Raw genomic sequence first — 22654 nt, forward strand, 5'->3', positions numbered from 1 at the left:
CGCGAGGAGTATGAATGAATAGCAGGATGAAGCTCCTGAGAATGTTCGGGAGTGAGAGAGTCTGAGAGTGGGAGAGTAGGAATAGAAAAGGTTCTATCTATATTATATAGTATGGAGAAAAATTACAACGTTCTATCTAATATGCTTCCAGCAGCGGTTTTTCTTTTTATGATTCAAGTTTTCAACTATAAGAATAGATGTAATAGTCAGAAAAACCGGCCTACATCTTTTTTTGATTCCTTACATTTGTAGTGCATTCCGGATTCTAAGGAGTGAAATGAGTTTTATATGACAGACAGAAAATATAAGGAAACGGTACATACTGATAAAAGCAATTACGAATATATTACGGTAACCCACGACGAAAATAACGTCAGAATCTATACTCTGAAAAATGGATTAAAGGTTTTTCTTGCCCAGAATTTTATTTCGCCAAGAATACAGACCTTTATTCCGGTAAGAACGGGAAGCAATAATGATCCATCCGATAATACCGGGCTGGCTCACTACCTCGAACATATGATGTTTAAGGGTACTTCTAAAATAGGGACACAAAACTGGGAAAATGAAAAGGTGTTCCTTGATCAGATTTCGGAATTGTATGAAACACACAAAGCTGAGCAGGATTCTGAAAAGAAAAAAGAGATCTATAAAAAGATAGACGAAGTTTCTCAGGAAGCCAGTCAATATGCTATTGCGAATGAATATGACAAAGCCATTTCTTCTCTGGGAGCCAGTGGTACCAATGCACATACATGGTTTGATGAAACAGTATACAAAAACAATATTCCGAATAATGAGCTTGAGAAATGGCTAAAGATAGAAAAGGAAAGATTTTCTGAAATTGTACTTCGCCTTTTCCATACTGAGCTGGAATCTGTGTATGAGGAATTCAACAGGGCACAGGATAACGACTCCAGACTTGTCAATTACGAATTGATGGACGCGCTTTTTCCTACCCATCCCAACGGGCAGCAAACCACATTAGGAAAGCCTGAACATTTGAAGAACCCTTCTATGAAGGCAATCCACAAATACTTTGATGAATATTATGTTCCTAATAATTATGCATTGGTATTGGTAGGAGATCTTGATTTTGAAAAAACCATTCAATTAATTGACCTGTATTTTGGCAGCTTACCTTATAAGGAGCTTCCTAAGAAAACTCCTATTATAGAGAAGCCAATCAGAGAAATTATAAAAAGAACGGTAAAAAGCCCTACTACTCCACGCACCCAGCTGGCATGGAGAACAGACAACTACGGAACCCGTGAAGCCATGCTGGCAGACATCACTGCCAATATCCTCAGCAACAGAGGGGAAGCTGGATTGTTGGATCTGCACATCAATCAGACTCAAAAAATGCTTTGGGCACAGGCTTTTTCTGTGGGATTGAAACAATATGGTTATTTCTCCATCGTTGCGGTTCCTAAGGAAACTCAAACGCTGGAAGAAGCAAAGAACATTGTATTGGAAGAGATTGAACTGATCAAAAAAGGAGATTTCCCAGACTGGATGTTACCCGCTATCATTAATGATTTCAAACTTCAAAGAATGAAAAGCCTTGAAACTTCGGAAGGACTGGCCACCAATCTTTATGATACCTATATAAAAGGAAGGACCTGGGAACAGGAACTGAATGAAATGGATGAGTATGCTTCTTTTACAAAGGAGGATGTAATCAATTTTGCAAAGGAGTTTTTCAAAGAAAACTATGTGATCATTGATAAGGAAAAAGGAGTCAACGACAGATTGATCAGAGTTGAAAATCCCGGAATTACTCCTATTAAAATCAATCGTGATAGCCAGTCTGAGTTTTTAACAGAAATTTTAGCAGATAAAACGGAGGATATACAACCTGTATTCATCAACTATAAAAAAGAAATTACTACTGCTGATGTGAAAGGAAAGAAACTGAGCTTTGTTAAAAATAAATACAACGATATTGCTCAGGCTCACTTTATTTTTCCTTTTGGTAGTGATAATGACAGAGATCTGGCCATTTCAACTCAGTTGCTTCAGTATTTAGGAACAGATCAATTTTCTCCTGAAGATTTAAAAAAGGAATTTTTTAAAATCGGGGTTACTAATGATTTTAAAACAACCCATGACCAGCTGACCATCACCTTAAGCGGGCTTGAAGAGAATATAGAAAAAGGAATTGCTCTTCTTCAGCACTGGATGACTGATGTAAAACCCGATCAGGATATTTACAACCAGTTTGTAAAAAGTGTAATAGAAAACCGCCAGGCTGTTAAAAAGGATAAAAACCGTATCATGACTGCCCTTACCAATTATACCAAACTGGGCAGTACCTCACGTTTTACCAATGTTATTTCTAAAGAAGAACTTGAAAGCAGCACTGCGGAAGTATTTACAGACAGAATGAAAAATCTGTTTAAAGCTCCTTATCAGATTTTCTTTTATGGGAAAAATTTTGAGCATTTCAATGGATACATCGATAAATATGTTGAAACAGAAAGCATTATAATTCCTGAAGCGAAACAATATCCTGAGCCTGATACAGGTGGAAATGTTTATTTCATTAATTATGATATGGTTCAGGTAGAAATGAGTAAGATTGGAAAAGGAAATGAAGTAGATCCACAATACTTTGGTAAAGTAAATGTATTCAATGAATATTTTGGAAGAGGATTATCTTCCATTGTTTTCCAGGAAATGCGTGAGAGCAAAAGTCTTGCTTATTCTGCTTATGTTTCCTATGCTGCCAATTCAGAATTGAAACACCCTGATTACGTTACCACTTATATCGGAACACAGCCTGATAAGCTTATGATTGCTGTTGACACCCTTAATGAGCTAATGGAAGAACTTCCTGAAGTACCTATTCAGTTTGAAAATGCCAGAAACGCTGCCCTTAAGCAGATAGCTTCTACAAGAGTAAGCCGTGAAAATGTATTTTTCAATACGTTGAATCTGAAGAAGCTGAATATCTATCATGATTTCAGAAAAAATATTTATGAGCAGATTCAGGATCTGAAATTTGAAGATATGAAAGTATTTTATAAAACGAGAATCCAATCTGTTCATTTCAATACAGCCATTCTCGGTAAAAAAGAAAATCTGGATATGGACGCTGTCAATAAAATGGGAACATTTAAAGAAGTAAGTCTGAAAGATATTTTTGGACATTAAAAAAACAAACCGCCTGATAGCATTATCAGGCGGTTTGTTTTTTTATAAATGATCAATGATAATTGATGAATAATCATTCATAACTCATCATTTATAATTCATAATTTTTTTACGTCATCATACAATCTCCGTCACCATCCTGGTAATTGGGATTAAAATCCTTCGGAATCAGTTCCAATAAGTCCTTATGGAACAGATATTCTCTGTTGAAATCCCGTTCATAGATATGAGAAAATGCTTTTGATTGTTGTATGGCCTTGTTTAGTTGGGTTTGATAGCTTGTAAATGCTTTTATTTTATTCGAAACAATGAAGTAATTTAAAAACCGGACAACCTCATCTAGATCAGTATTTGAAAAGAGGTAAGGAATTTTAAGATACCCGTCTCGAAGTTGTAATAGAATGCAGGCTTTGAATGTATTATTTTGGTCAAAGATCTTGATCCAGAAATATTTAAAAGTCCCTGCAAAGCTTGAAAAAAAATATTTTTCATCTTTTTTGCCTTCTAAAACCCATGGCTGATTTATAAAAGTATTGATTTCGTCTGCGTTGCGTACTCCTGAAAATTCATTGATGAAATCAGCACTTTCTTTATCTATACGATCAAGCATTTCATATTTGAAATCTGGCTTCTTTATAGGCAAGTTCTTTATTGATACTAATAAATTAGCCGCAGCATCCAAAGTCTGAAAAAGAGGTTTCAGAGCCTTGGTTTCCGGTTTTTTTTCAGGAATCATTTTGGCTGCGTCAGTTTTGAAATAATACCTCTTCCCATCTTTAGGAAAGACATATTCAAAAACACCTATAATATTGTAGAGTGCTTCTGCTTCTTTGGTAAATTCAGTGATGGCAATTCTGCCTTCATATTCTTCAAAAACCTTTTTCAACAGAGCTTTTGCCGGTCTTTTTTTTCTGTATTCAGGGTTTACATATAAAGTGCTCAGCCATGCATAACGGATTTGTTTACCGTCAATAACAAAACAGTCCGGAAAACATCCTACATAACCGATCAGTTTTTCTTCATCAAAAGCAAGAATAAGAAGGGTATCTTCGTCTGTTGCCTTAGTATTTTTCATGTGGGATAAAGCCCGATGCTTTGTAATCGGAAGAAAATCATATTGCTGAAAAGCTCCGGAGGATATAAAATCTTCCAGTTCTCTTCTGTTGAATGTTTTCAGCGCTATCATTCTCTAACAATCATATTTTTATTGATCAGCTTTTTCAGTCTGAAATAAGCTATTTCCTTTTTCAGGATCTGGGCTCCGCTCTCTCCCATTTCCATTGGAATCCTCTGGAAATTTCTTTTCACGCTATCCAGCTTTACTCCTGCACATCCGAAACTGCAATATATTTCTTCGTTTTTAAAGAGTTCATCAAAAAAATCTTTCTTCACTTCAAAATCGGTAAACGGAAATGCAAAAGTTTCGTACAGGAAGTCGTTTTCTTTTAAATAAGCAAAAGTCTTGTCTGTTGTTTCCATCTGTTCTTTCAAAGATAAGTCTCCATATTTTGGATGATCCCAACTATGCGAAGAGATTCCGAAACCTTTTCGGGTAACCTCTTTTAATTCTTCTGTACTTAAATAAGGTTTAAATTCTTTAGAATACGCTTTAAAATCTACCTCAAGTTTTGATGCAAGCTGGTCCAGAATATCTTTTTCCTGATAATTAACGGATAAAATTTTCTTTTGTACAATCCCTTTCTCAACATGACTGTCGATAGAAAATACACGATAAATTTCCGGATCTATGGTTTTATTTTTCTCAACAGCATCGGCAAGAAGGCTTGCTTTACACCTGAACATCATTTCTTCATTGTCTATGAAAGCCGGATTGATAAAATTGCAGGCATATATTCCCTTTCGTTCCAAAATGGGAGCTGCAACCTCATAAAATTCTCTGAAACCATCATCAAAAGTAAGAAGGGCAATCTTTTTCTTAGGTTTAAAATTCCCGGACCTATAATCTTTGAACTCCTGCCAATCTACAAACTGAAAATTCTTTGCAATATGATCAAGATCTTCTTCAAACTGCCTTCTATTCTTGTAACGGATGATATGTTTTAAATGAGGAAGTTCTTTATCGGAAACACTGTGATAAAGCGGTAAACAGTAATCCAGCGGAAAAGATTTCCCGATATGATCAGATTCGAAAGCTGCCAAAACACTGATAATCATGTCTTTCATCCTATTCTAAATAAAAAAGAATCTATTCAAAACTCAGTTCAAATAGATTCTTAAAGGTATAACTTTTAAAATTATTTTATAATCTTCATTTCATCAACAAGCCACTTTGAGTCTGCGAACTTATCGATGATGAAAAGGATATATTTTGTATCTACCATGATGTTTCTACTGAAACGCGGATCATAGTTGATATCACTCATTGTTCCCTCCCACTGTCTGTCGAAGTTCAGCCCAACAAGGTTTCCGTTGGCATCAAGAGCAGGGCTCCCTGAGTTACCTCCTGTTGTATGGTTGGTAGCAGTGAATCCTACAGGAACATCACCTGTTTTATCTTTATAAATTCCGTAATCTTTTTTGTTGTAAAGATCAATCAGTTTCTTTGGAACATCGAATTCATAATCTCCAGGAACATATTTTTCCATAACTCCGGCAAGGTGAGTCTGATATCCATAAGAAACGGCATCTCTAGGCGTAGAACCTTTTACTTTACCATACGTTACACGAAGCGTTGAGTTCGCATCCGGGAAGAATTTTCTGTCTTTATCCGTCTGCATCTGCTGTGCCATGAACTTTTTCTGCAAAGCATCAATTTTTGCCTGCATTGAAGTGTATTGCGGATCTGCAGTTTTCATATACGTTTCTTTCATAGAAACATATAATTGGTAAATTGGATCTTTCTTTAGAGTTTTGATTAATTTATCCTGATTAGAAAACGCTTTATCAATATCTGTAGTCAATGCTCCTCCGTTTACAGCAGTTCTTCCTGTAATAACAGAGTTTTTAGACATATCTTCAATGACAGGAATATTGGCATTCTCATCTTTATATTTGCTGAATCCTGCCGGTAAAAACTGTGGCGCCGTTTTATTAACGTATAAAGCCAATAGTTTTGCCGTTACTTTAGCATCAAGCTCTGCGCTGTAATCTTTGTAGAAAGAAGTTAATTTTGTTTTTAACTTGGCAAGTTCCTTTTCATCCATTCTTCCAGCTTCTACAGAAGCTACGAAATCATAATAATCTCCGGCAAGCTTTAATGTTTCGGCATTTTTCACTACTTCTGTGTAGTAAGCATTGTTTAATGCGTAAGGAGCCTGATCATTGTACAGTTTATTCAACTGATCCAAAGTAGTTTTGATCTCTGGATTTTTAGCGACCAAAGAACCTTCGTACATTACTTTCTTTTCTACCGCATTGGATTTTTTCAACCCTTCCACTTCACCGATCCATTTTTTCCAATAGTTGGCTACAGAAGCATATTTTGAAGCATATTTAATACGCGTTTCGTTATCAACACGCATTTTTTCGTCAAGAGTTTTCAAAGCAACATCACGTACCGCAATTCTAGCAGGGTCAATATCCTTCATGATTTTCTCAACACCTACCGCAGGAAGATATTCCGTAGTTTTTCCCGGGAATCCGAATACAAAAGTAAAGTCGTTTTCATTTTTATCTTTGATAGAAACCGGTAAGTAGTGTTTTGGAACGTAAGGAACATTATCTTTTGAATATTCTGCAGGTCTGTTGTTCTTGTCTGCATAGATTCTGAACATAGAGAAATCTCCGGTATGTCTTGGCCAAACCCAGTTGTCCGTATCACTTCCGAATTTCCCGATGCTTTGAGGCGGTGCTCCTACAAGACGGATATCTTTATATGTTTCGATGGTATAGGCGTAGTATTTGTTTCCATAATACATAGGCTTTACCATGATGGACTGGTAAGATTCAATTTTCTGAGCGTTTTTATAAACCTCAATATTATTGTTGATCTTTTTCGTAAGTTCAGGTTCTGTAAGATTGTCTGTACCTTCTAAAATCTGATCAGTAGCTTCTTTTATATCTACAATAAAATCTACTTTTACTCCCGGGTTAGGAAGTTCACCTTCTGTATTTTTTGCCCAGAATCCGTTAGAAAGAAGATCATTCTGAACGGTAGAATGTGCCTGAATTTGACCGAAGCCACAGTGGTGGTTCGTTAAAAGCAGTCCTTTAGGCGAAATAATTTCTGCAGTACATCCGCCATTAAACTGTACTACCGCATCTTTAATGCTTGGTTTCTGAGGGTTGAAAATATCTTTTGCAGAAATCTTCATTCCCAAATCCTTCATTTCCTTTTCATTCAGCTCTGTAGGGATCCACATTCCGCCATATTGTTGTGCAAATGCCATTGCAGCAGGCAAAAGAAATACAGATAAAAGTATCTTTTTTGTCATAATCAAAATTTTGCCCCAATTTACAAAGAAAAATAGGAATAGGCTTTATAAAACACGCGGAAAAGTTATTATGAGGCTATTTTTAAAAAGATGAATAGCCTATAGTGAATTTTGCTTCGCAAGTGAATGGTGAATTTTTATGATCATATGGCACTTCCAGGTTTATTGTAAATTCATTAAAAATTGACAAGTGAAGTGAACTGACCATTCACGATTCATCATTCACTCATTCTATCCTTTCCCTCTGGCGTAATTTTTGTTGATTGGAAGTAACTTTATTACTAAAAAACATATTTAAATCAATTATTATGATGAAAAGCAAAATGCTCATGTTGGGAATGGCATCTGTTCTATTACTTGCTTCATGTACTAAAAAAGAAACTACCGAAACTACGGCTACCACAACAGATTCTGCTACAGCTGTACAACCTGCTTCTACAGACAGTATCACTAAAGCAACTCCTACAGCAGCAGGTGACACTTCTGAAAATGCTTTAGACTGGGCAGGCACTTATGAAGCGACAGTTCCTTGTGCTGACTGCCCGGGAATCAAGACTTCTTTAACATTGAACAATGACAAAACATTCAGCATTAGTGAAGAATATCTTGATAGAAATTCAAAAAATCAGGATAAAGGAACTTTTGCATGGGATGCTACGGGAAGCATGATTACTTTAAAAGGAAAATATGCCAACTATAAGTATAAAGTGGGTGAAAATATGCTGATCCAGCTGGATATGGAAGGAAAAGAAATTGACGGTCCCAATAAGGATCTTTATGTATTCAAGAAAAAATAAAATTAAAGGCTTCGGCCTTTAATTTTTGCTTATATCTTATCTAAAACTGATAACCTTTGATTTTCGGATCATCTACCAAACGTCTGGTTAAGCCTTCATGATGGCTATTTTTTCCAGTAACTCTCCAGATCACTGTAAAACCTTCCTGTGAATACTGCTGCCTGATCATCAGATAGGCTAATCGATTTTCTTTAAAGATATTCTCACAATATTTAATATCCGCTGAACTGTTGACGGCTATTTTGTATTCCCTGATTTTATTATAATTATCAATAAAACTCTGCAAATAAGTTAAAGCACTCAAAATAATCAACACCAAAGCAGTCCCCAACATGGCAATATAAACATATCCTGAACCTACCGCCATTCCTATGGAAGCAGTTGCCCAAATAGTTGTTGCAGTGGTAATCCCTTCAATTTTATTATCTCCTTTAAAAATAACACCAGCTCCCAGAAATCCGATTCCTGTGATAATATTGGCAGCTAAACGGTCCGGATTGGCCACACCTATTTTGATGGAAAGTATCGTAAACAGGCAGGCGCCGAAACAAACCAGAATAAAAGTTCTAAGCCCGGCAGATTTATTACGGTATTCACGTTCAGCACCAATGAACAGTCCTAAAATAACGGAAATAAGGATAAGCAGTAATTCGTTTTTAACAGCATAATGGTCCTGAAGAAAATCCATTTTTTTCAATTTAAGCGTAGAATAAAATTACGACAAAAAATCCATCTGTAAAGCGATCAATCAACTTTGTTTAGGGTAAGAAGATTTTATTGGACTGAAAAACTTTCGTAATATTACAGATTAAATGGAAAAGGCAAGTACAGAAGTTATGAAACCTACATTTTTTTCAACAAAAGAAGAATTTAGAGAATGGCTTGAGAAGCACCACGAAGATGAGAAGGAGCTCTTAACAGGATTCTACAAAACCGCTAGTGGAAAACCTTCTATGAGCTGGTCTGAATCTGTAGATCAGGCTTTGTGCTTTGGCTGGATAGATGGTGTAAGAAAGTCGATAGATCACGAAAGTTATTCTATACGCTTCACGCCAAGAAAGTCATCCAGTATCTGGAGCAATATCAATATAAAAAAAGTTGAAGAGCTTACGAAAGCTGGATTAATGACTTCTGCAGGTCAAAAGGCATTTGATCTCAGAAAAGAGGACAAATCAGGGATCTATTCTCATGAAAAAGCAGATGTTTCTCTTGATCCGGTCCATCAGAAACAATTTATGGATTATCCGGCAGCCTGGGATTTTTTTGACAGTCAGGCTCCATCCTACAAAAAGGTGATTATCCACTGGATCACGAGCGCCAAGCAGGAAAAAACAAGACTTTCCCGACTTGAAAAAGTCATCGATATAAGTAAACAATCAAAAAGATTAGAATAAAAAATAGTATTATGGATAAAGAAATTTCACACTTCTGGTTAGGATATTTCAAGAATGAAGAAGATTTTTATAGTTTCGTAGAAGAGGATGAAAATTATTACATAGAGGAAGAAACTGACGATCAGTATGTTTCCAAGTTTGCAGAATCTCAGAACATCAAATGGTTTGACGATGATTTTATAGAATTTGGCTTCGAGGATGAAAGTCTTAGTCTTTATGACAAGTTCGCAGAATATTCTTACGCTGACCAATGGCTTCCGATTCTGGGAAGAAAACTGAATGAATTAAGTCTGGATACTCCCGTGAATGCTATCATTTTTGCTACAAGATTTGTCATTCCTAATCCGGTTTCTGTAGAAACTGATGATTATTCACTGCATTATGTGGGTGAGATAGAATACGACATTTAATAACGAAAACAAAACTGTTTTCTTAATACTGGCAACTGGTGATTACATACATGATGAAATCACCAGTTGCTATTTTTATATTCTATAATGATATTCTAGCCGAAAAATAAAACTATTTTTGCCTCTCATGAATTTATATTCTACTCTACAAATCGGAGATTATCATATTAATCATTGTGAAGATGATCTTCTAATCAAAAAAATCAGTTCTGATAAAATTATATGTGCTGTGATGGATGGATGGATGTTCTACCGCTATGGACAGCCATTTTGCCTCAACACTTATTGGAAAAATTTTGCGTAAAACCATTATTGAAATAGGCTACAGAGCATTATATGAAAAAGACAGTCAGAACAGTTTGGAAGAAGAGCTCAAAGAAATCATAAAAGGCTTATTCAAAGAACTTCTATTTATTAAAAATCATCTCATGCTGGATGAAAAAGAGTTGCTAAGCACTCTTATTATATTAATTTATGACATCAAAAAGGATGAAGGGTCGATCTTATCAATTGGTGACGGAGTTGTTTGCATCAATGGAAACATCACAGAATTTGACCGTGATAATAAACCGGATTATTTGGCTTATCATCTTCATGAAGACTTCGAAAACTGGTATTCTGGTCTGTCTCAGAAAATATTTTTTGATCATTTGAATGATGTTTCAATTGCGACTGACGGTATTTTGAGCTTTTTAAAAAGTAAAAAGACAGATTCTGATGAAATAATCAACTTTACCGAATATTTGATGATTGATCAGGCCAATAATGATACGGAAGATATGCTCAACAGAAAGCTTAAACAACTCGAACATCAGTATGGAGTAAAGCCTACAGATGATCTGGCGATAATTAGAATGATAAAGTAAAACTATTAAGACAACTCATTTTGCATTAAAAAAACTTCCGTCTTTTGGACGGAAGTTTTTTTTTATCGTTAAAAATAAATCGTATGTATTAATGGGCTTCTAACCAGTTGTCTCCTACTCCAATTTCCACCAATAACGGAACCTGTGTTTTTAAGGCACTTTCCATTTCAGTTCTGATCAGTTTTGAAGCGGTTTCAATCTCGTCTACCGGAGATTCGAATATCAATTCGTCATGTACCTGAAGCAGCATTTTTGTTTTTAGCTGTTGTTCTTCAAGCTCTCTGTCTATTTTGATCATGGCAAGCTTTACAACATCTGCGGCGCTTCCCTGAACAGGTGCATTCACCGCATTTCTTTCTGCATGACCTCTCACTACAAAATTGTTGGAATTGATATCTTTTAAATGACGTTTTCTTCCTAAAATAGTTTCTACATAACCTACCTGGCGTGCTTTGTTCACCTGCTCTGCCATATATTCCTTCAATTTTGGATAAGTTTCGAAGTAAGCTTCAATCATTTGTTTAGCTTCTGTACGCGATAATCCGGTTTGTTCTGCCAAAGCAAAAGCTCCTTGGCCATAGATAATTCCGAAGTTAACGGTTTTAGCCTGACTTCTCTGAGTTTTTGAAACCTCATCCAAAGGAATTTTAAAAAGTTTCGCAGCTGTGGAAGCGTGGATATCTTCTCCATCCTGGAAAGCTTTAATCATATTATCTTCTCCTGAAATTTCAGCAATCAGACGAAGCTCGATCTGTGAATAATCGGCAGAAATAATCTTTTTCCCTTCACCGGAAACAAAGGCTCCACGAATCTGCTGTCCTCTCACGGTACGGATCGGAATATTCTGCAAATTCGGGTTTACACTCGCCAAACGGCCTGTAGCAGCTGTAGTCTGCGAGAAATTAGTATGAACTCTGTTATCTTCTTTATCAATCTGTGAAGGCAAAGCGTCTACATAGGTTGATTTTAATTTCTGATACGTTCTGTATTCAAGAATATATTTGATGATCTCATGCTTTGAAGCTAATTTCTGAAGAACATCTTCTGAAGTTGCATATTGTCCTGTTTTTGTTTTCTTGGCTTTCGGATCCAATTGTAATTTTTCAAACAGAATTTCTCCCAGCTGTTTAGGGGAATTCATATTGAATTCTTCTTCTGAAAGTTCAAAAATCTTTGTTTCCAGCTGTTTCAAATCGTTCTCAAGGTCAACACTTTCCTGTGCCAGCCATTTTTCATCCAAAGAAATCCCTGCCAGCTCCATTTTTGCAAGAACTTCCATCAGAGGCATTTCAATGTTAAAGAAAAGTTCCTCCAGATTTTCTTTTTTCAGTTGTGGTGCAAAAAGTTCATACAACTGGAAAGTTACATCAGCATCCTCAGCAGCATAATCTGTCTGTGTTCTCACATCAGCATCTCTGAAGCTGCCTTGTTTCTTACCTTTCTTCCCAATAATGGTTTCAATAGATACCGGCTTGTAGTTCAGGTACACTTCTGAAAGGTAGTCCATCCCGTGTCTTCCGTCCGGATTCAGCAGGTAGTGGGCAATCATGGTATCAAACATGGCACCTTTTACGGTGATGTCGTATTGTTTTAAAACTTTATAATCGTATTTAAGATTGTGAGCAATTTTCAGCAGGTCTTCTTTTTCAAAAAATGGTCTGAAAATCTCCAATGTCTGTAGTACCTCCTCTCTGTTTTCAGAAAGAGGAATGTAATAGGCAAGCCCTTTTTTATAAGAGAAACTCATTCCTACCAATTCGGCTTCCAGCTCGTTTAATGAAGTAGTTTCCGTATCAAAACAAACCACCTTTTGCTGTAATAAATTATCTACTAATTTTTTTTGAGCCTTGGGATTGTTAATATACTGATAAAGATGATCATTATTATCGATGGTAGATTTTGTAGAAGTAGCCTGTTCCAATTCTTCAAAGTTGGCAAAAAGATCAAGCTGCATCGCTTGTCCTTTCACTTCTGTTCCTGCAGGAGTCTGCTTCACTTCCACATCGCTTACAACCAACGTTTCTACAGCGGCAGGAGCAAAAGCTCTGTAAAGATTTTCGTACAGTCTTCTGAATTCTATTTCATCGAAAACTTCTTTTACTTTTTCAAAATCCGGAGTTTCAAGATCATATTGTTCCTGATGGAATTCTACAGGAGCATCACAGATAATGGTTGCTAATTTTTTAGACAAAATACCACGTTCTGCAGAAGCTTCTACCTTTTCCTTCAATTTTCCTTTCAGCTTATCGGTATTGGCAAGCAACGTTTCGATATTTCCGAATTCTTTCAGAAACTTCATGGCGGTTTTCTCTCCTACTCCTTCCAGCCCAGGGATATTATCCACAGCATCTCCCATCATCGCAAGGAAATCAATCACCTGTTTTGGGTCTTCAATTTCATATTTTGCTTTTACCTCATCTACTCCAAGAATTTCGATATCTCCACCTTTTAATCCTGGTTTATAGATTTTAATTTTATCGGTAACCAGCTGTGCAAAATCTTTATCCGGAGTTACCATGAAAGTAGTATAACCTTCTTTCTCTGCTTTGCAAGCAATAGTTCCAATAACATCATCAGCTTCATATCCTTCTACTCCAAGGCGTGGAATATGCATTGCTTCCAGAATTTTGTGAATGTATGGAACCGCAATTTTGATCGCTTCAGGAGTTTCGCTTCTGTTGGCTTTGTAATCCGAATAATCATCAGTTCTTACACTCGCTTGCCCTACATCAAAAACGACTGCCAGATGGGTAGGCTTTTCTCTTCTGATCAATTCGATTAAAGAGTTGGTAAAACCAAAGATGGCAGAAGTATCCAGTCCTTTGCTGGTAAGTCTTGGATTCCTGATTAATGCGTAGTATCCTCTGAAAATCATCGCATAAGCATCGATGAGAAACAGCCTTTTATCTTTTGTTGCGTCCATATTTTGAATAATGAACAAATATATGAAAATAGGAGTAAAAGTTGGCAGTTTGGAGAAGGGATTCGGGATATGAGTTACGCGGTTTTGGGATGCGGGGTTGAGAGATAAGGAGATTGCTTCTTAGCATCTACTTTTTGTAAAAAACAAAACAGCACACCAAAAGGCATACTGTTTCTTTTTTATTTAAGTTGTATTGGATTATTTACCTGCTGAAGGCCATAGTCCAGCGAACTGAGAAGTACCGTAATCGATAGTCTCTGCACTCACTACGAAGCTGATCAACATACTGTTGCTGTCAATAGCGTCAAAGTCTACTTCGTGTTGGATAACATACCCATTCTCCCATTTCAAAGTGATCAATGTTCCTTCTTCGTGAGATTTGTTGAATGTAATTTCTCCTACAGTCGGCTTATATTTACCGTTTAATAAGCTTTCAAGGATGTCTGACTTTTCAGTAGCTTCTACTGTAACCTTGATTAATGCGTTAGAAGGATCTGATGCTACACGTCCTGAAACGTCTGTAGATCTGGATACGCTGTAGTTCATTTTTAACAGTTTCTGTCCTTCACCGTTGTTGAATTTTAAGATTCCTCTTGAGTTTCTTTCTGCCATGATTGTAAATTTTTAATCGTTAGTAATAAATTGTAATTCAATAATTATATAACAAAGATAGTCTCCTTGATTTTGAAAAAAAAGCATTTCAATGGAAATCTGAAAAAGTGTAGTAGTTCTACGATTTCATGTCGTAATTCTACGACAAAAGATTTAAAATAAAACATAACATACTATAAATAAATATTTTAAACACTTATATTAATTCATAAAAACCAGTCATATATTACACTATGAAGAGAAATAATATATTAAAAAAGCATTATAAAAGAAAGCAAAAAGCCGCTAATTTTTCACAGTTCAATTGAACAGGTTGGGATGCCATAAAAAAAACAGAACAGTATACCCGTATGAGTGTACTGTTCTGTACCAATTTTATTTTTACTAAGATGATGAATAGGCTTATTTACCTGCTGAAGGCCACAGCCCAGCGAACTGAGAAGTACCGTAGTCAATAGTTTCAGCACTTATTACGAAGCTGATCAGCATACTGTTGCTGTCTATTGCATCGAAGTCTACTTCATGCTGGATCACATATCCATTCTCCCATTTCAAGGTGATCAGTGTTCCTTCTTCGTGAGATTTATTGAAAACGATTTCTCCTACTGTTGGCTTGTATTTACCGTTTAACAAGCTTTCTAGGATGTCTGATTTTTCAGTAGCTTCTACTGTTACTTTGATCAATGCATTGGAAGGATCTGATGCTACACGTCCTGAAACGTCTGTAGATCTGGATACGCTGTAATTCATTTTTAACAGCTTCTGTCCTTCACCATTGTTGAATTTTAAGATTCCTCTTGAATTTCTTTCTGCCATGATTGTAAATTTTGATCGTTACTATTTTGTGATTTGGTGATTGTATAGCAAAGATAGAGGCTCTTTTCTGCTAAAAAAAGCTTTTGAATGGAAATCTGAAAAATTGTAGTAATTCTACGATTTCTTGTCGTAATTCTACGACAATGGATTTAACAAACCTATTGAAAATATTATAGACAAAGGGTTTTACCTCATTGAAAAAGAACAACAAAAACAATAATTTTCCACACGAGTGAGAAATATTAAGATTTTTTAATAAAAATTTGGCATGATTTAACAAAAGTTTGAAACACCAGAAAACATTGCTGAATTATAACATAAAAAAGGAAGAACCTCTTAGAGATTTTTCCTTTTTATAATTTACTTTCTTTATCCTTACATTAGAACTGCTCAACAATCATAGCTTCTTTTGTTACTCCACTAACTGATATTAAATTTCCTTCGAAACGATAAGTCGTTCCATCAGTAGTATCATATATTCTAAATATATTTAATTCATTTACTGTTCCCACATTTGTACTTCCAGGAATATTAACCCAATTTCCTGATGCTAATGTTCCCGTACCTGTACCAGTACTGTATGCTGTAGGTGTCCAGTATTCAATAATAAATACTGACAATGGTCTACTTCCAGAGCCCAAAAATTTAACTTGCCAAGAACCTCCGGTTGAACTTCCATTATATCTAAAACTATATAATCCATTTTGAGTCGTTACTTCAACAGTGCTACTAGCTGTGACTAATTTTTGTTTAACAACAGAAACTCCTACAGTTGCAGAATTCACATCTATAACATTTCCGCTAGCATCTGTACCAAGGTAACTAGCAGCGGGCAAATTAGTCAACTTAAGACCAGATGTTCCTGCTGTACCGGAAACGACTTCCAATTTATTCGTTGGACTAATGGTTCCAATTCCTGTATTTCCTGCGGATGTCACCACAAAATCATTAGCCTGCTGAGAGACTGTAGGAACTCCTGTAGAAACATTGTCTTTTGCTCCGTCAACATGAAAAGTACCTTGTGGGTTAGTTGTATTAACACCTACTTGGGAAAATACACTCATGAAAGACAATAGTGCCAAAATTGTAAGGTTTTTTTTTGTCATTTTTATTGTGTTTTATATTTTAAATTGATCAAGAAATTACAACATCTCTTTTTCGGAGAAAAAGTTATGTTCCGGCTCAAAACATAAAAAAGAATTAGATACTACACTGGTATTACATGCACAAAAAATAAGGTATTACACAGGTATTACATCGGCATTAAATACAGCTTAATAATGCCTCATAGATTGAAAATAATAAAATGAAATTGAATTTAAATTTTTAGGAAAAAAACTATATATTATTTGAAAATTAATACAATCTGAATGAAAATTTAGAAAAAAAATGAGAATTTGATCATATACAATCCTATATAAATCCAATTGAAATACTATTTCTTTACTATAAAAATGGCAACCAGTTAAAAACTGATTGCCATTTTTATTTTAATCTGAGATTATTTTACTGTTGAGCCTGTGTATTTGCTCCTTCTTTTATGGAACGAACCAATATCTTATTTTTTCTAAGCAGAAAATCTGGCATCAGATCAACAGGAAGGTAGAAAGAACTTTCACCTTTTTTCTGCAGTTCTTCTACAATACCTGGATTCCAGGCGAGGATTTTATCTACTTCTACGTTCAGTTCATCGGCAACCACTTTAAGGTTGAATCCTGCATTGATCTCTGTTTCGGAAAGAGCTGCCTGAGTTGTTTTTCTGTCTCCTTCAAAGAAAACTTTATTGATTCTTGATGAATTATAGTTATTTAATACACTTTGAAGTTCTCCTGTTGCATAGCATGCATTAAGGTATTTCTTCACATGATTAATGGTTTCTAACGGAAGGTATTTGGAAAACTCGTGGTATTGAGACGAACCTGCAGCCTGCATGGCTTTGGCAATATTTCCTTCACCACAGTTATAAGCAGCTACTACTGTTACCCAGTTATTATATTTTTTATACAGATTGCTTAAAGAAATAGCAGCTGTTTTTGTGCTTTTATAAAGATCGGTACGTCCCTGTTCCGTAAGTCCGTACTGGTTGGCATGCGCCGTCATAAACTGCCAGACTCCGACTGCGCCGGCTCCGGAGGTGATATTTCTATCAAAATGGGATTCTATGAGTGCTAGGTTTCTCAAATGTTTGGGAAGTCCTTTCTGAAGTAGCAGCTGTTCTATAAATTCTACCAGATCTTTATTGGCATTAATGATTCCTTTGTATTTTTTCACACTGCTTTCCGAGGTATCAGAGGCGGCAAGAAACTGTCCGTTGATCATAACGACGGATCCTAATAATAGAAAACCTGTAAAGATATTTCTGACTATTGTTTTCATTGTAATTTTATTTGTGAGCAAAAAGACAAATTTGCAGATCTGCCCTTTTGCTTCATCATTAATCTACTTTCCAGCTAATTTTACCTTCTTCATTATTCCAATCTACATGAATGGTCTGGCCGGATTTTACTTCTTCTCTGACGATCATTTTGGAGATAGGCCTGGCAAGCTGTGCACGGATTACTCCTGAGATCTGTCTTGCCCCATACTTACTGCTGAATCCACCTAATGCCAGATTTCTTACGGCATCATCACTTATTTTCAGGGCAATTCCTAATCTGGTTAATGAAGTATGGAGGGATTTCAACTGAATATTAAAGATTCTTTCTGCAATGGATTCTGTAATCGGGGCAAAAGGAATAATTTCTGTAATTCTCGCTAAGAATTCTGGTCTGAATCGTCCTGAATTTGACATAATCTGCATCAGTGAAGATGATTCCGGAATTTTTCCCTCTTCAAACTGTTTTACAATTTCTTCACTTCCAATGTTGGAGGTAAACAGAATCAATGCGTTGCTAAAGTCGCCCTCTTTACCTAATTTGTCATGAACTTTTCCTTCGTCCATAATCTGAAGAAATACGTCAAAGACAGAATGGTGGGCTTTTTCAATTTCGTCAAATAAAACAACGGTATAAGGCTGCTGTCTGATTTTATTAACAAGCATACCTCCTTCTTCGTATCCTACATATCCCGGAGGTGCTCCATATAGCAATGCTGCAGAATGTTCTTCTTTGAACTCCGACATATCAAAGCGCACCATTGCCTTTTCATCGTTGAAAAGTAATTCTGCCATTGATTTTGCCAGCTCTGTTTTACCGGTTCCAGTAGGTCCCAGAAGGAAAAAAGATCCAATTGGCTGCCCGGGTTTATTCAATCCGCTTCGGTTTTCAACAATAGCATCGGATAGGATTTTTAGTGCATGATCCTGTCCTACGACTCTGTTCAATAGAAGGGATTCCATATTCAGGAGTTTTTCTTTTTCCTGAGCCTGGATTTTACCGATTGGAATATTGGTTTTGGCGGCCATTACGGCTGCGAGTTCCAGTCTGTCTACTTTTTCTCTTTTCTTGGCAGCATGCTGTAGAAGTTCTGCGTAAGTATCTTCAATAATTTTCTGAATCTGATCTATTGGCATAGAGTTGTCAATTGCAGGCTGCTCACTCAATGATCCCCATAGAATCGGACTTATTTTATCTCTTAGCAGGTTGTAAGTCCAGATAAGCTCGTCGGCTTTATCTTTGCTGTCTGCATATTCTTCTGTTAAGATAGCATCGTAGCTTTCTTTCCAGCTATTTAATTCTTTTTCTGATAATTCATCAAGCATTTTGATGGCGGCCATTGTTCTGTCTAATAGATCAATAGCGGCATCCGGTAGTTTTTTACCTTTTGCATATCTTTTTGCTAAACGTACACATTCCGGAAGAGCAGTTTTTTCTACTTCGATACCATGGTGTTTTTTGTAGCCATCAAGAAGGACATCAATCATTTTCACACAGGTCTTTTCATCCGGTTCAAGAACGGTTAAAACTTCAAAACGACGGTTGAACGCCTGTTCGGGTTCTATAATTTTTCTGTATTCTTCCTGAGTTGTGGCTCCGATTACGGTAATTTCACCTCTGGCAAGCTCTGGTTTCAGAAGATTGGCAACGTTTCCGATGCTTCCTTTCGGGTCTAAAAGGGTATGAATTTCATCAATGAAAAGAATGGCTTTTTCAATTTTCTTGCATTCATTGATTACTTTTTTCAGTCGGTCTTCAATTTCACCTTTGTAAGAGGTTCCAGCTAATAGTGCTCCGGTGTCCAGTTCTAAAAGGGTACCGTTTTTAAGCATTTCAGGGACGTTTCCTTTAATGATTTCTGTAGCAAATCCTTCGACCAAAGCTGTTTTCCCAACTCCAGGTTCTCCAATGATGATGACATTGGGTTTGCTTCTTCGGCAAAGAATTTCAACCAGCATTCTGAGTTCTTTGTCTCTACCGATAATATTTTCAATTTCACCCTTTCTTGCCTGTGCTGTTCTGTCTAAACAATAGCTTTTAATGGAAGGAAATGAATTGTCTGAATAGTCTGAACCGTTATTTGAAAATAAGGATGAAAAATCACCGTCTTCAGAAACGGTAAACGGTGTATCTTTTCTGTACAGGTTGAAGATTTCATGTTCTCTCAATGGAAGTGACTTCAACTGTTGAAGTGAGAATACCACCTGTGGTTTTACGATAGCTGTAAGAATACAGATGGGTGTAATCTCATCCAATCCTAATTTTAAACGGATATCATCAGCTTCTTCAATAAGAGTATCTATCACATTATCTTGCCCTACTTCATCGGGAAGATGGTTGGTTTTTGGATATTCTTCAATGCGGACGTCTGCCCATTCGTAGAAATATCCGGGATCTTTATCTATACTTTTCAGGAATTCATTGAGTCCGATATCTTTATGCATCAGAGCCTGCAGAATGTGCGGCCCTCCATAAGTTCCATTATAGTTTTCTTTCGCTATCGACTGAGCGATGTGAAATAGCTGCTTTACGGTTTCGTTGGTTACTAGTACTCCCATTTATAATTTTCTTATATTAATATATTTGCGTTCTGTTTTAGTGTCTTCAGATTTGATGATTTTAATCTCAGTTTTTTATCCTTTTACCAAGGAATCAAAACTTATTTTTTTCGTGTAGCTAAAATTAACTATTTTATTCTAAATGATATAAAGATAGTTAATTCTTCAATTAGAGAAGTATCAACCGTATTTTTTTGCTTTTAAGCATGACTGCAACGCATTCATCTGTTCCCCAATTATTGCTATACCCTCAATTTTCTTTTAAATATTCAAAAAATATAGTAAAATCAAACTGAACCATTGAAGCCCTATGTAGATATAGAATAGCATAGCTGAAGGTTCGGCCAGTTCATGTAATTTCTCAATCAATGTGGTTTTGATGATTTCTGAAAAATCTGCATTTTCATCCCCGAGATTCAGTTCATCAAATTTTATTTTATTTAAAGCATAGCCTAAGATGCGCTTGAGAATTTTGTTTTCGGAACTATTTTTAAACTCATTCAGGAGCTTTACTTTGGCTATTGCAAAATCGGCACTAGTGCGGATTACCGCTGGCTGTTTTGTTTTAAATATGTTTATTACTTTATCGGACAACAGTGATTTTTTTAATAAAAAACCACAACAAAATCACACTGATTATTGTATATAAATATGATGATGAAATAACCCCCATTATCTCCCCTTCAAATGAAAAAGAGCTCCATGCTGAAACTCTGTCAACGAAAATATTATAGTTATTGATAAGAACAGATATTAAAAAAGCAATTATGACTATAATAGAAATAAGCTGTTTTCTTTTTACGAACTTTTTAACCAAAAAAAAGAGTATTATTATTATTATTGAAGAAAAAAGAGAAAAAATTAAAACATCTCTTAAATAAGAACAATCAACACATGATGCAGATACATCACTTGAATATTCTTTCATTGAAAAAAATGTGGTTACAAACAGTAATATATATACAATAGCAAAAAGCATTATGTTTTTGATATATCTCATTATTTTTATTTATTTTTTCGTTTCTTTTTTATCTTTTTCAAAAACAAACATTCCACTCTGCAATAATCCCGAAGGAGATTCTCCTGATTTTGGAAGTAAAAATGCACCATCGGGATTCCAAAGAGCTTCATCCCATCCTTTTCTAAACCAATCTTTAGGATTTAACGGATTACTTACATTTTCATCTTCTATAGTCATATATTTCGATTTGTAGTCTTTATTTCCTTTATCCAACCAAGTAGGAGTATAATTACTTCTTCGTAAAAAGGCATACACCTTAGCGTTTAAATGATCAGCTAATTTTTGAGCTAGGCTTTCATTAGGTTTAACCAGATTTATTGATTTAGTATCATATTTATAAGAAGGATTTAAAGTTACAGCTCTCCCATCACTATTGCCCGTTCTACACGCATATGAATAAATCTCTGGCCTTTCTGTAAATACTTCTTTTTTCAGCTGAGATACATGTTGAATTTTAAAACGTTGAGAGTCTTCATTATCACCATCCAAACCAAAATCTAAAACACTTGGCAGACCATGTGAGAATATTTTTATCGTAGAAATTTTAGTTCTACTTCGTGCAACTGTTGCATCTCCATTATTTATATATGTAATTAGCTCAGACACAGAATTAATCTTCTTAAAATATAAATCAGTATTCCATTTTTTTGCATCTCTTTTAATAATACTTAATTGCATTTCAGTAAATTCATCTTTGAAGATAATTATATTGACATGCTTGTGATTCTTATAGTTTTCTCGAATCTCTCTTACAGCCTGTGCAGGAAACATTAATTTGTTCCCATAAGTTTGGGAATGCTGCTCAGTGCCCACAATTAATAACACTTCTCCCTGAATTATTTCAGCCTTAGTAAAAGTAACAGGATTTTGAAAATATGCATATATCTTGAGTCTTAAATTTATGCTACTTGTAAAAACCTGATGTACAATTTCCTCTTTTTCCCTATTAGACACATCTGATAATAAATTCTTTTTACCAGTTTCATCATACTCTGATGCCCATTTTAACATTTTTAATTCTCGTTTTTCTGGCTCTCTGTTAAATTTAGCTTTATAAGTATACCATTTTCCTTTTTCAATTGTATCAACTAATTTATTTTTCTCATCAAATGGACCCTCAACCTTTATAACCCTTAAAGCTTCTTTTCTTGGATTATTGACACCGTTATTCACTCCACCAGCATACCCATTCTGAATATGTCTTCCACTTGCTATGTTTTTGATATAACGACTTTCTTCTAAGATACAACCATTAGCATTCCCTCTTATGTTCTTTGCAAATATTTGTATTTGTCCATGTTTTTTTTGATCTTGCTCTGCCATCTTTTTCGG

General features: G+C 35.6%; 18 protein-coding genes. 6 read left to right on the forward strand and 12 right to left on the reverse strand.

The annotated features are described in order from the left end of the window. The first annotated feature begins 288 nt into the window (after positions 1–288). Complete coding sequence (locus tag CQ046_RS22135) at positions 289–3156, forward strand: M16 family metallopeptidase (RefSeq protein ID WP_105704344.1); 2868 nt, start codon at positions 289–291, stop codon at positions 3154–3156. Positions 3157–3265: 109 nt separating this feature from the next. Here the strand turns inward: CQ046_RS22135 and CQ046_RS22140 are convergent, their stop codons facing one another. The 3 genes from CQ046_RS22140 to CQ046_RS22150 form a co-directional block, all read right to left on the reverse strand. Beyond that, positions 3266–4342: a GNAT family N-acetyltransferase gene (locus CQ046_RS22140; RefSeq protein WP_105704345.1), complete on the reverse strand. Its 1077-nt coding sequence runs from the start codon at positions 4340–4342 to the stop codon at positions 3266–3268. After that, the gene (locus CQ046_RS22145; protein ID WP_105704346.1) at positions 4339–5340 is read right to left on the reverse strand and encodes a polysaccharide deacetylase family protein; all 1002 of its coding nucleotides are present in this window, start codon (positions 5338–5340) and stop codon (positions 4339–4341) included. Before CQ046_RS22145 ends, CQ046_RS22140 begins: the two co-directional genes overlap by 4 nt. Before the next feature lie 71 nt (positions 5341–5411). Further along, positions 5412–7550 (reverse strand): S46 family peptidase, encoded by a 2139-nt coding sequence (locus CQ046_RS22150; RefSeq protein WP_105704347.1) that lies wholly within the window; start codon positions 7548–7550, stop codon positions 5412–5414. A gap of 308 nt (positions 7551–7858) precedes the next feature. Between CQ046_RS22150 and CQ046_RS22155 the strand changes: the two genes are divergently transcribed. Continuing rightward, positions 7859–8347, forward strand: a complete 489-nt coding sequence (locus CQ046_RS22155; protein WP_228407025.1) for a copper resistance protein NlpE — start codon at positions 7859–7861, stop codon at positions 8345–8347. A 40-nt stretch (positions 8348–8387) separates the two neighbouring features. Here CQ046_RS22155 and CQ046_RS22160 read toward each other — a convergent pair whose 3' ends face one another. Next, positions 8388–9035 (reverse strand): MgtC/SapB family protein, encoded by a 648-nt coding sequence (locus CQ046_RS22160; protein ID WP_105704348.1) that lies wholly within the window; start codon positions 9033–9035, stop codon positions 8388–8390. A 148-nt stretch (positions 9036–9183) separates the two neighbouring features. Here CQ046_RS22160 and CQ046_RS22165 point away from each other — a divergent pair, with 148 nt between their 5' ends. The 4 genes from CQ046_RS22165 (at position 9184) to CQ046_RS22175 (ending at position 11017) form a co-directional block, all read left to right on the forward strand. Further along, positions 9184–9741 carry a YdeI/OmpD-associated family protein gene (locus tag CQ046_RS22165; protein WP_105704370.1) on the forward strand — a complete coding sequence of 186 codons (558 nt, stop codon included), beginning with the start codon at positions 9184–9186 and terminating at the stop codon, positions 9739–9741. An 11-nt stretch (positions 9742–9752) separates the two neighbouring features. Continuing rightward, on the forward strand, positions 9753–10151 hold the full coding sequence (locus CQ046_RS22170) for an immunity 22 family protein (protein ID WP_105704349.1): 399 nt from the start codon (positions 9753–9755) through the stop codon (positions 10149–10151). Between the two features lie 127 nt (positions 10152–10278). Then, positions 10279–10455 (forward strand): hypothetical protein, encoded by a 177-nt coding sequence (locus CQ046_RS23775; RefSeq protein WP_165790581.1) that lies wholly within the window; start codon positions 10279–10281, stop codon positions 10453–10455. Next, positions 10448–11017: a hypothetical protein gene (locus CQ046_RS22175; RefSeq protein WP_123906669.1), complete on the forward strand. Its 570-nt coding sequence runs from the start codon at positions 10448–10450 to the stop codon at positions 11015–11017. The genes CQ046_RS23775 and CQ046_RS22175 overlap by 8 nt, the downstream gene beginning before the upstream one ends. A gap of 88 nt (positions 11018–11105) precedes the next feature. On the opposite strand, the gene polA is transcribed toward CQ046_RS22175, so the two are convergent. The 8 genes from polA to CQ046_RS22220 all read right to left on the reverse strand — a co-directional run bounded on the left by polA (position 11106) and on the right by CQ046_RS22220 (position 22645). After that, on the reverse strand, positions 11106–13940 hold the full coding sequence (gene polA / locus CQ046_RS22180) for a DNA polymerase I (protein ID WP_105704351.1): 2835 nt from the start codon (positions 13938–13940) through the stop codon (positions 11106–11108). A gap of 198 nt (positions 13941–14138) precedes the next feature. Then, on the reverse strand, positions 14139–14552 hold the full coding sequence (gene tssD / locus CQ046_RS22185; RefSeq protein ID WP_105704352.1) for a type VI secretion system tube protein TssD: 414 nt from the start codon (positions 14550–14552) through the stop codon (positions 14139–14141). Positions 14553–14954: 402 nt separating this feature from the next. Continuing rightward, positions 14955–15368: a type VI secretion system tube protein TssD gene (gene tssD / locus CQ046_RS22190; RefSeq protein WP_105704353.1), complete on the reverse strand. Its 414-nt coding sequence runs from the start codon at positions 15366–15368 to the stop codon at positions 14955–14957. 380 nt (positions 15369–15748) lie between these two features. Then, on the reverse strand, positions 15749–16474 hold the full coding sequence (locus tag CQ046_RS22195; protein WP_105704354.1) for a hypothetical protein: 726 nt from the start codon (positions 16472–16474) through the stop codon (positions 15749–15751). A gap of 400 nt (positions 16475–16874) precedes the next feature. Beyond that, positions 16875–17744 carry a lytic transglycosylase domain-containing protein gene (locus CQ046_RS22200; RefSeq protein ID WP_105704355.1) on the reverse strand — a complete coding sequence of 290 codons (870 nt, stop codon included), beginning with the start codon at positions 17742–17744 and terminating at the stop codon, positions 16875–16877. Positions 17745–17802: 58 nt separating this feature from the next. Next, entirely contained in the window at positions 17803–20301 is a 2499-nt protein-coding gene (locus tag CQ046_RS22205) for an ATP-dependent Clp protease ATP-binding subunit (protein ID WP_105704356.1), read from the reverse strand. A gap of 261 nt (positions 20302–20562) precedes the next feature. Further along, positions 20563–20895, reverse strand: a complete 333-nt coding sequence (locus CQ046_RS22210; protein ID WP_105704357.1) for a hypothetical protein — start codon at positions 20893–20895, stop codon at positions 20563–20565. 415 nt (positions 20896–21310) lie between these two features. Next, positions 21311–22645, reverse strand: coding sequence for a hypothetical protein (locus CQ046_RS22220; protein ID WP_105704359.1), 1335 nt, complete (start codon positions 22643–22645; stop codon positions 21311–21313). Positions 22646–22654: the final 9 nt, after the last annotated feature.

The sequence above is a fragment of the Chryseobacterium sp. MYb7 genome (assembly GCF_002979455.1).
Classification (GTDB): domain Bacteria; phylum Bacteroidota; class Bacteroidia; order Flavobacteriales; family Weeksellaceae; genus Chryseobacterium.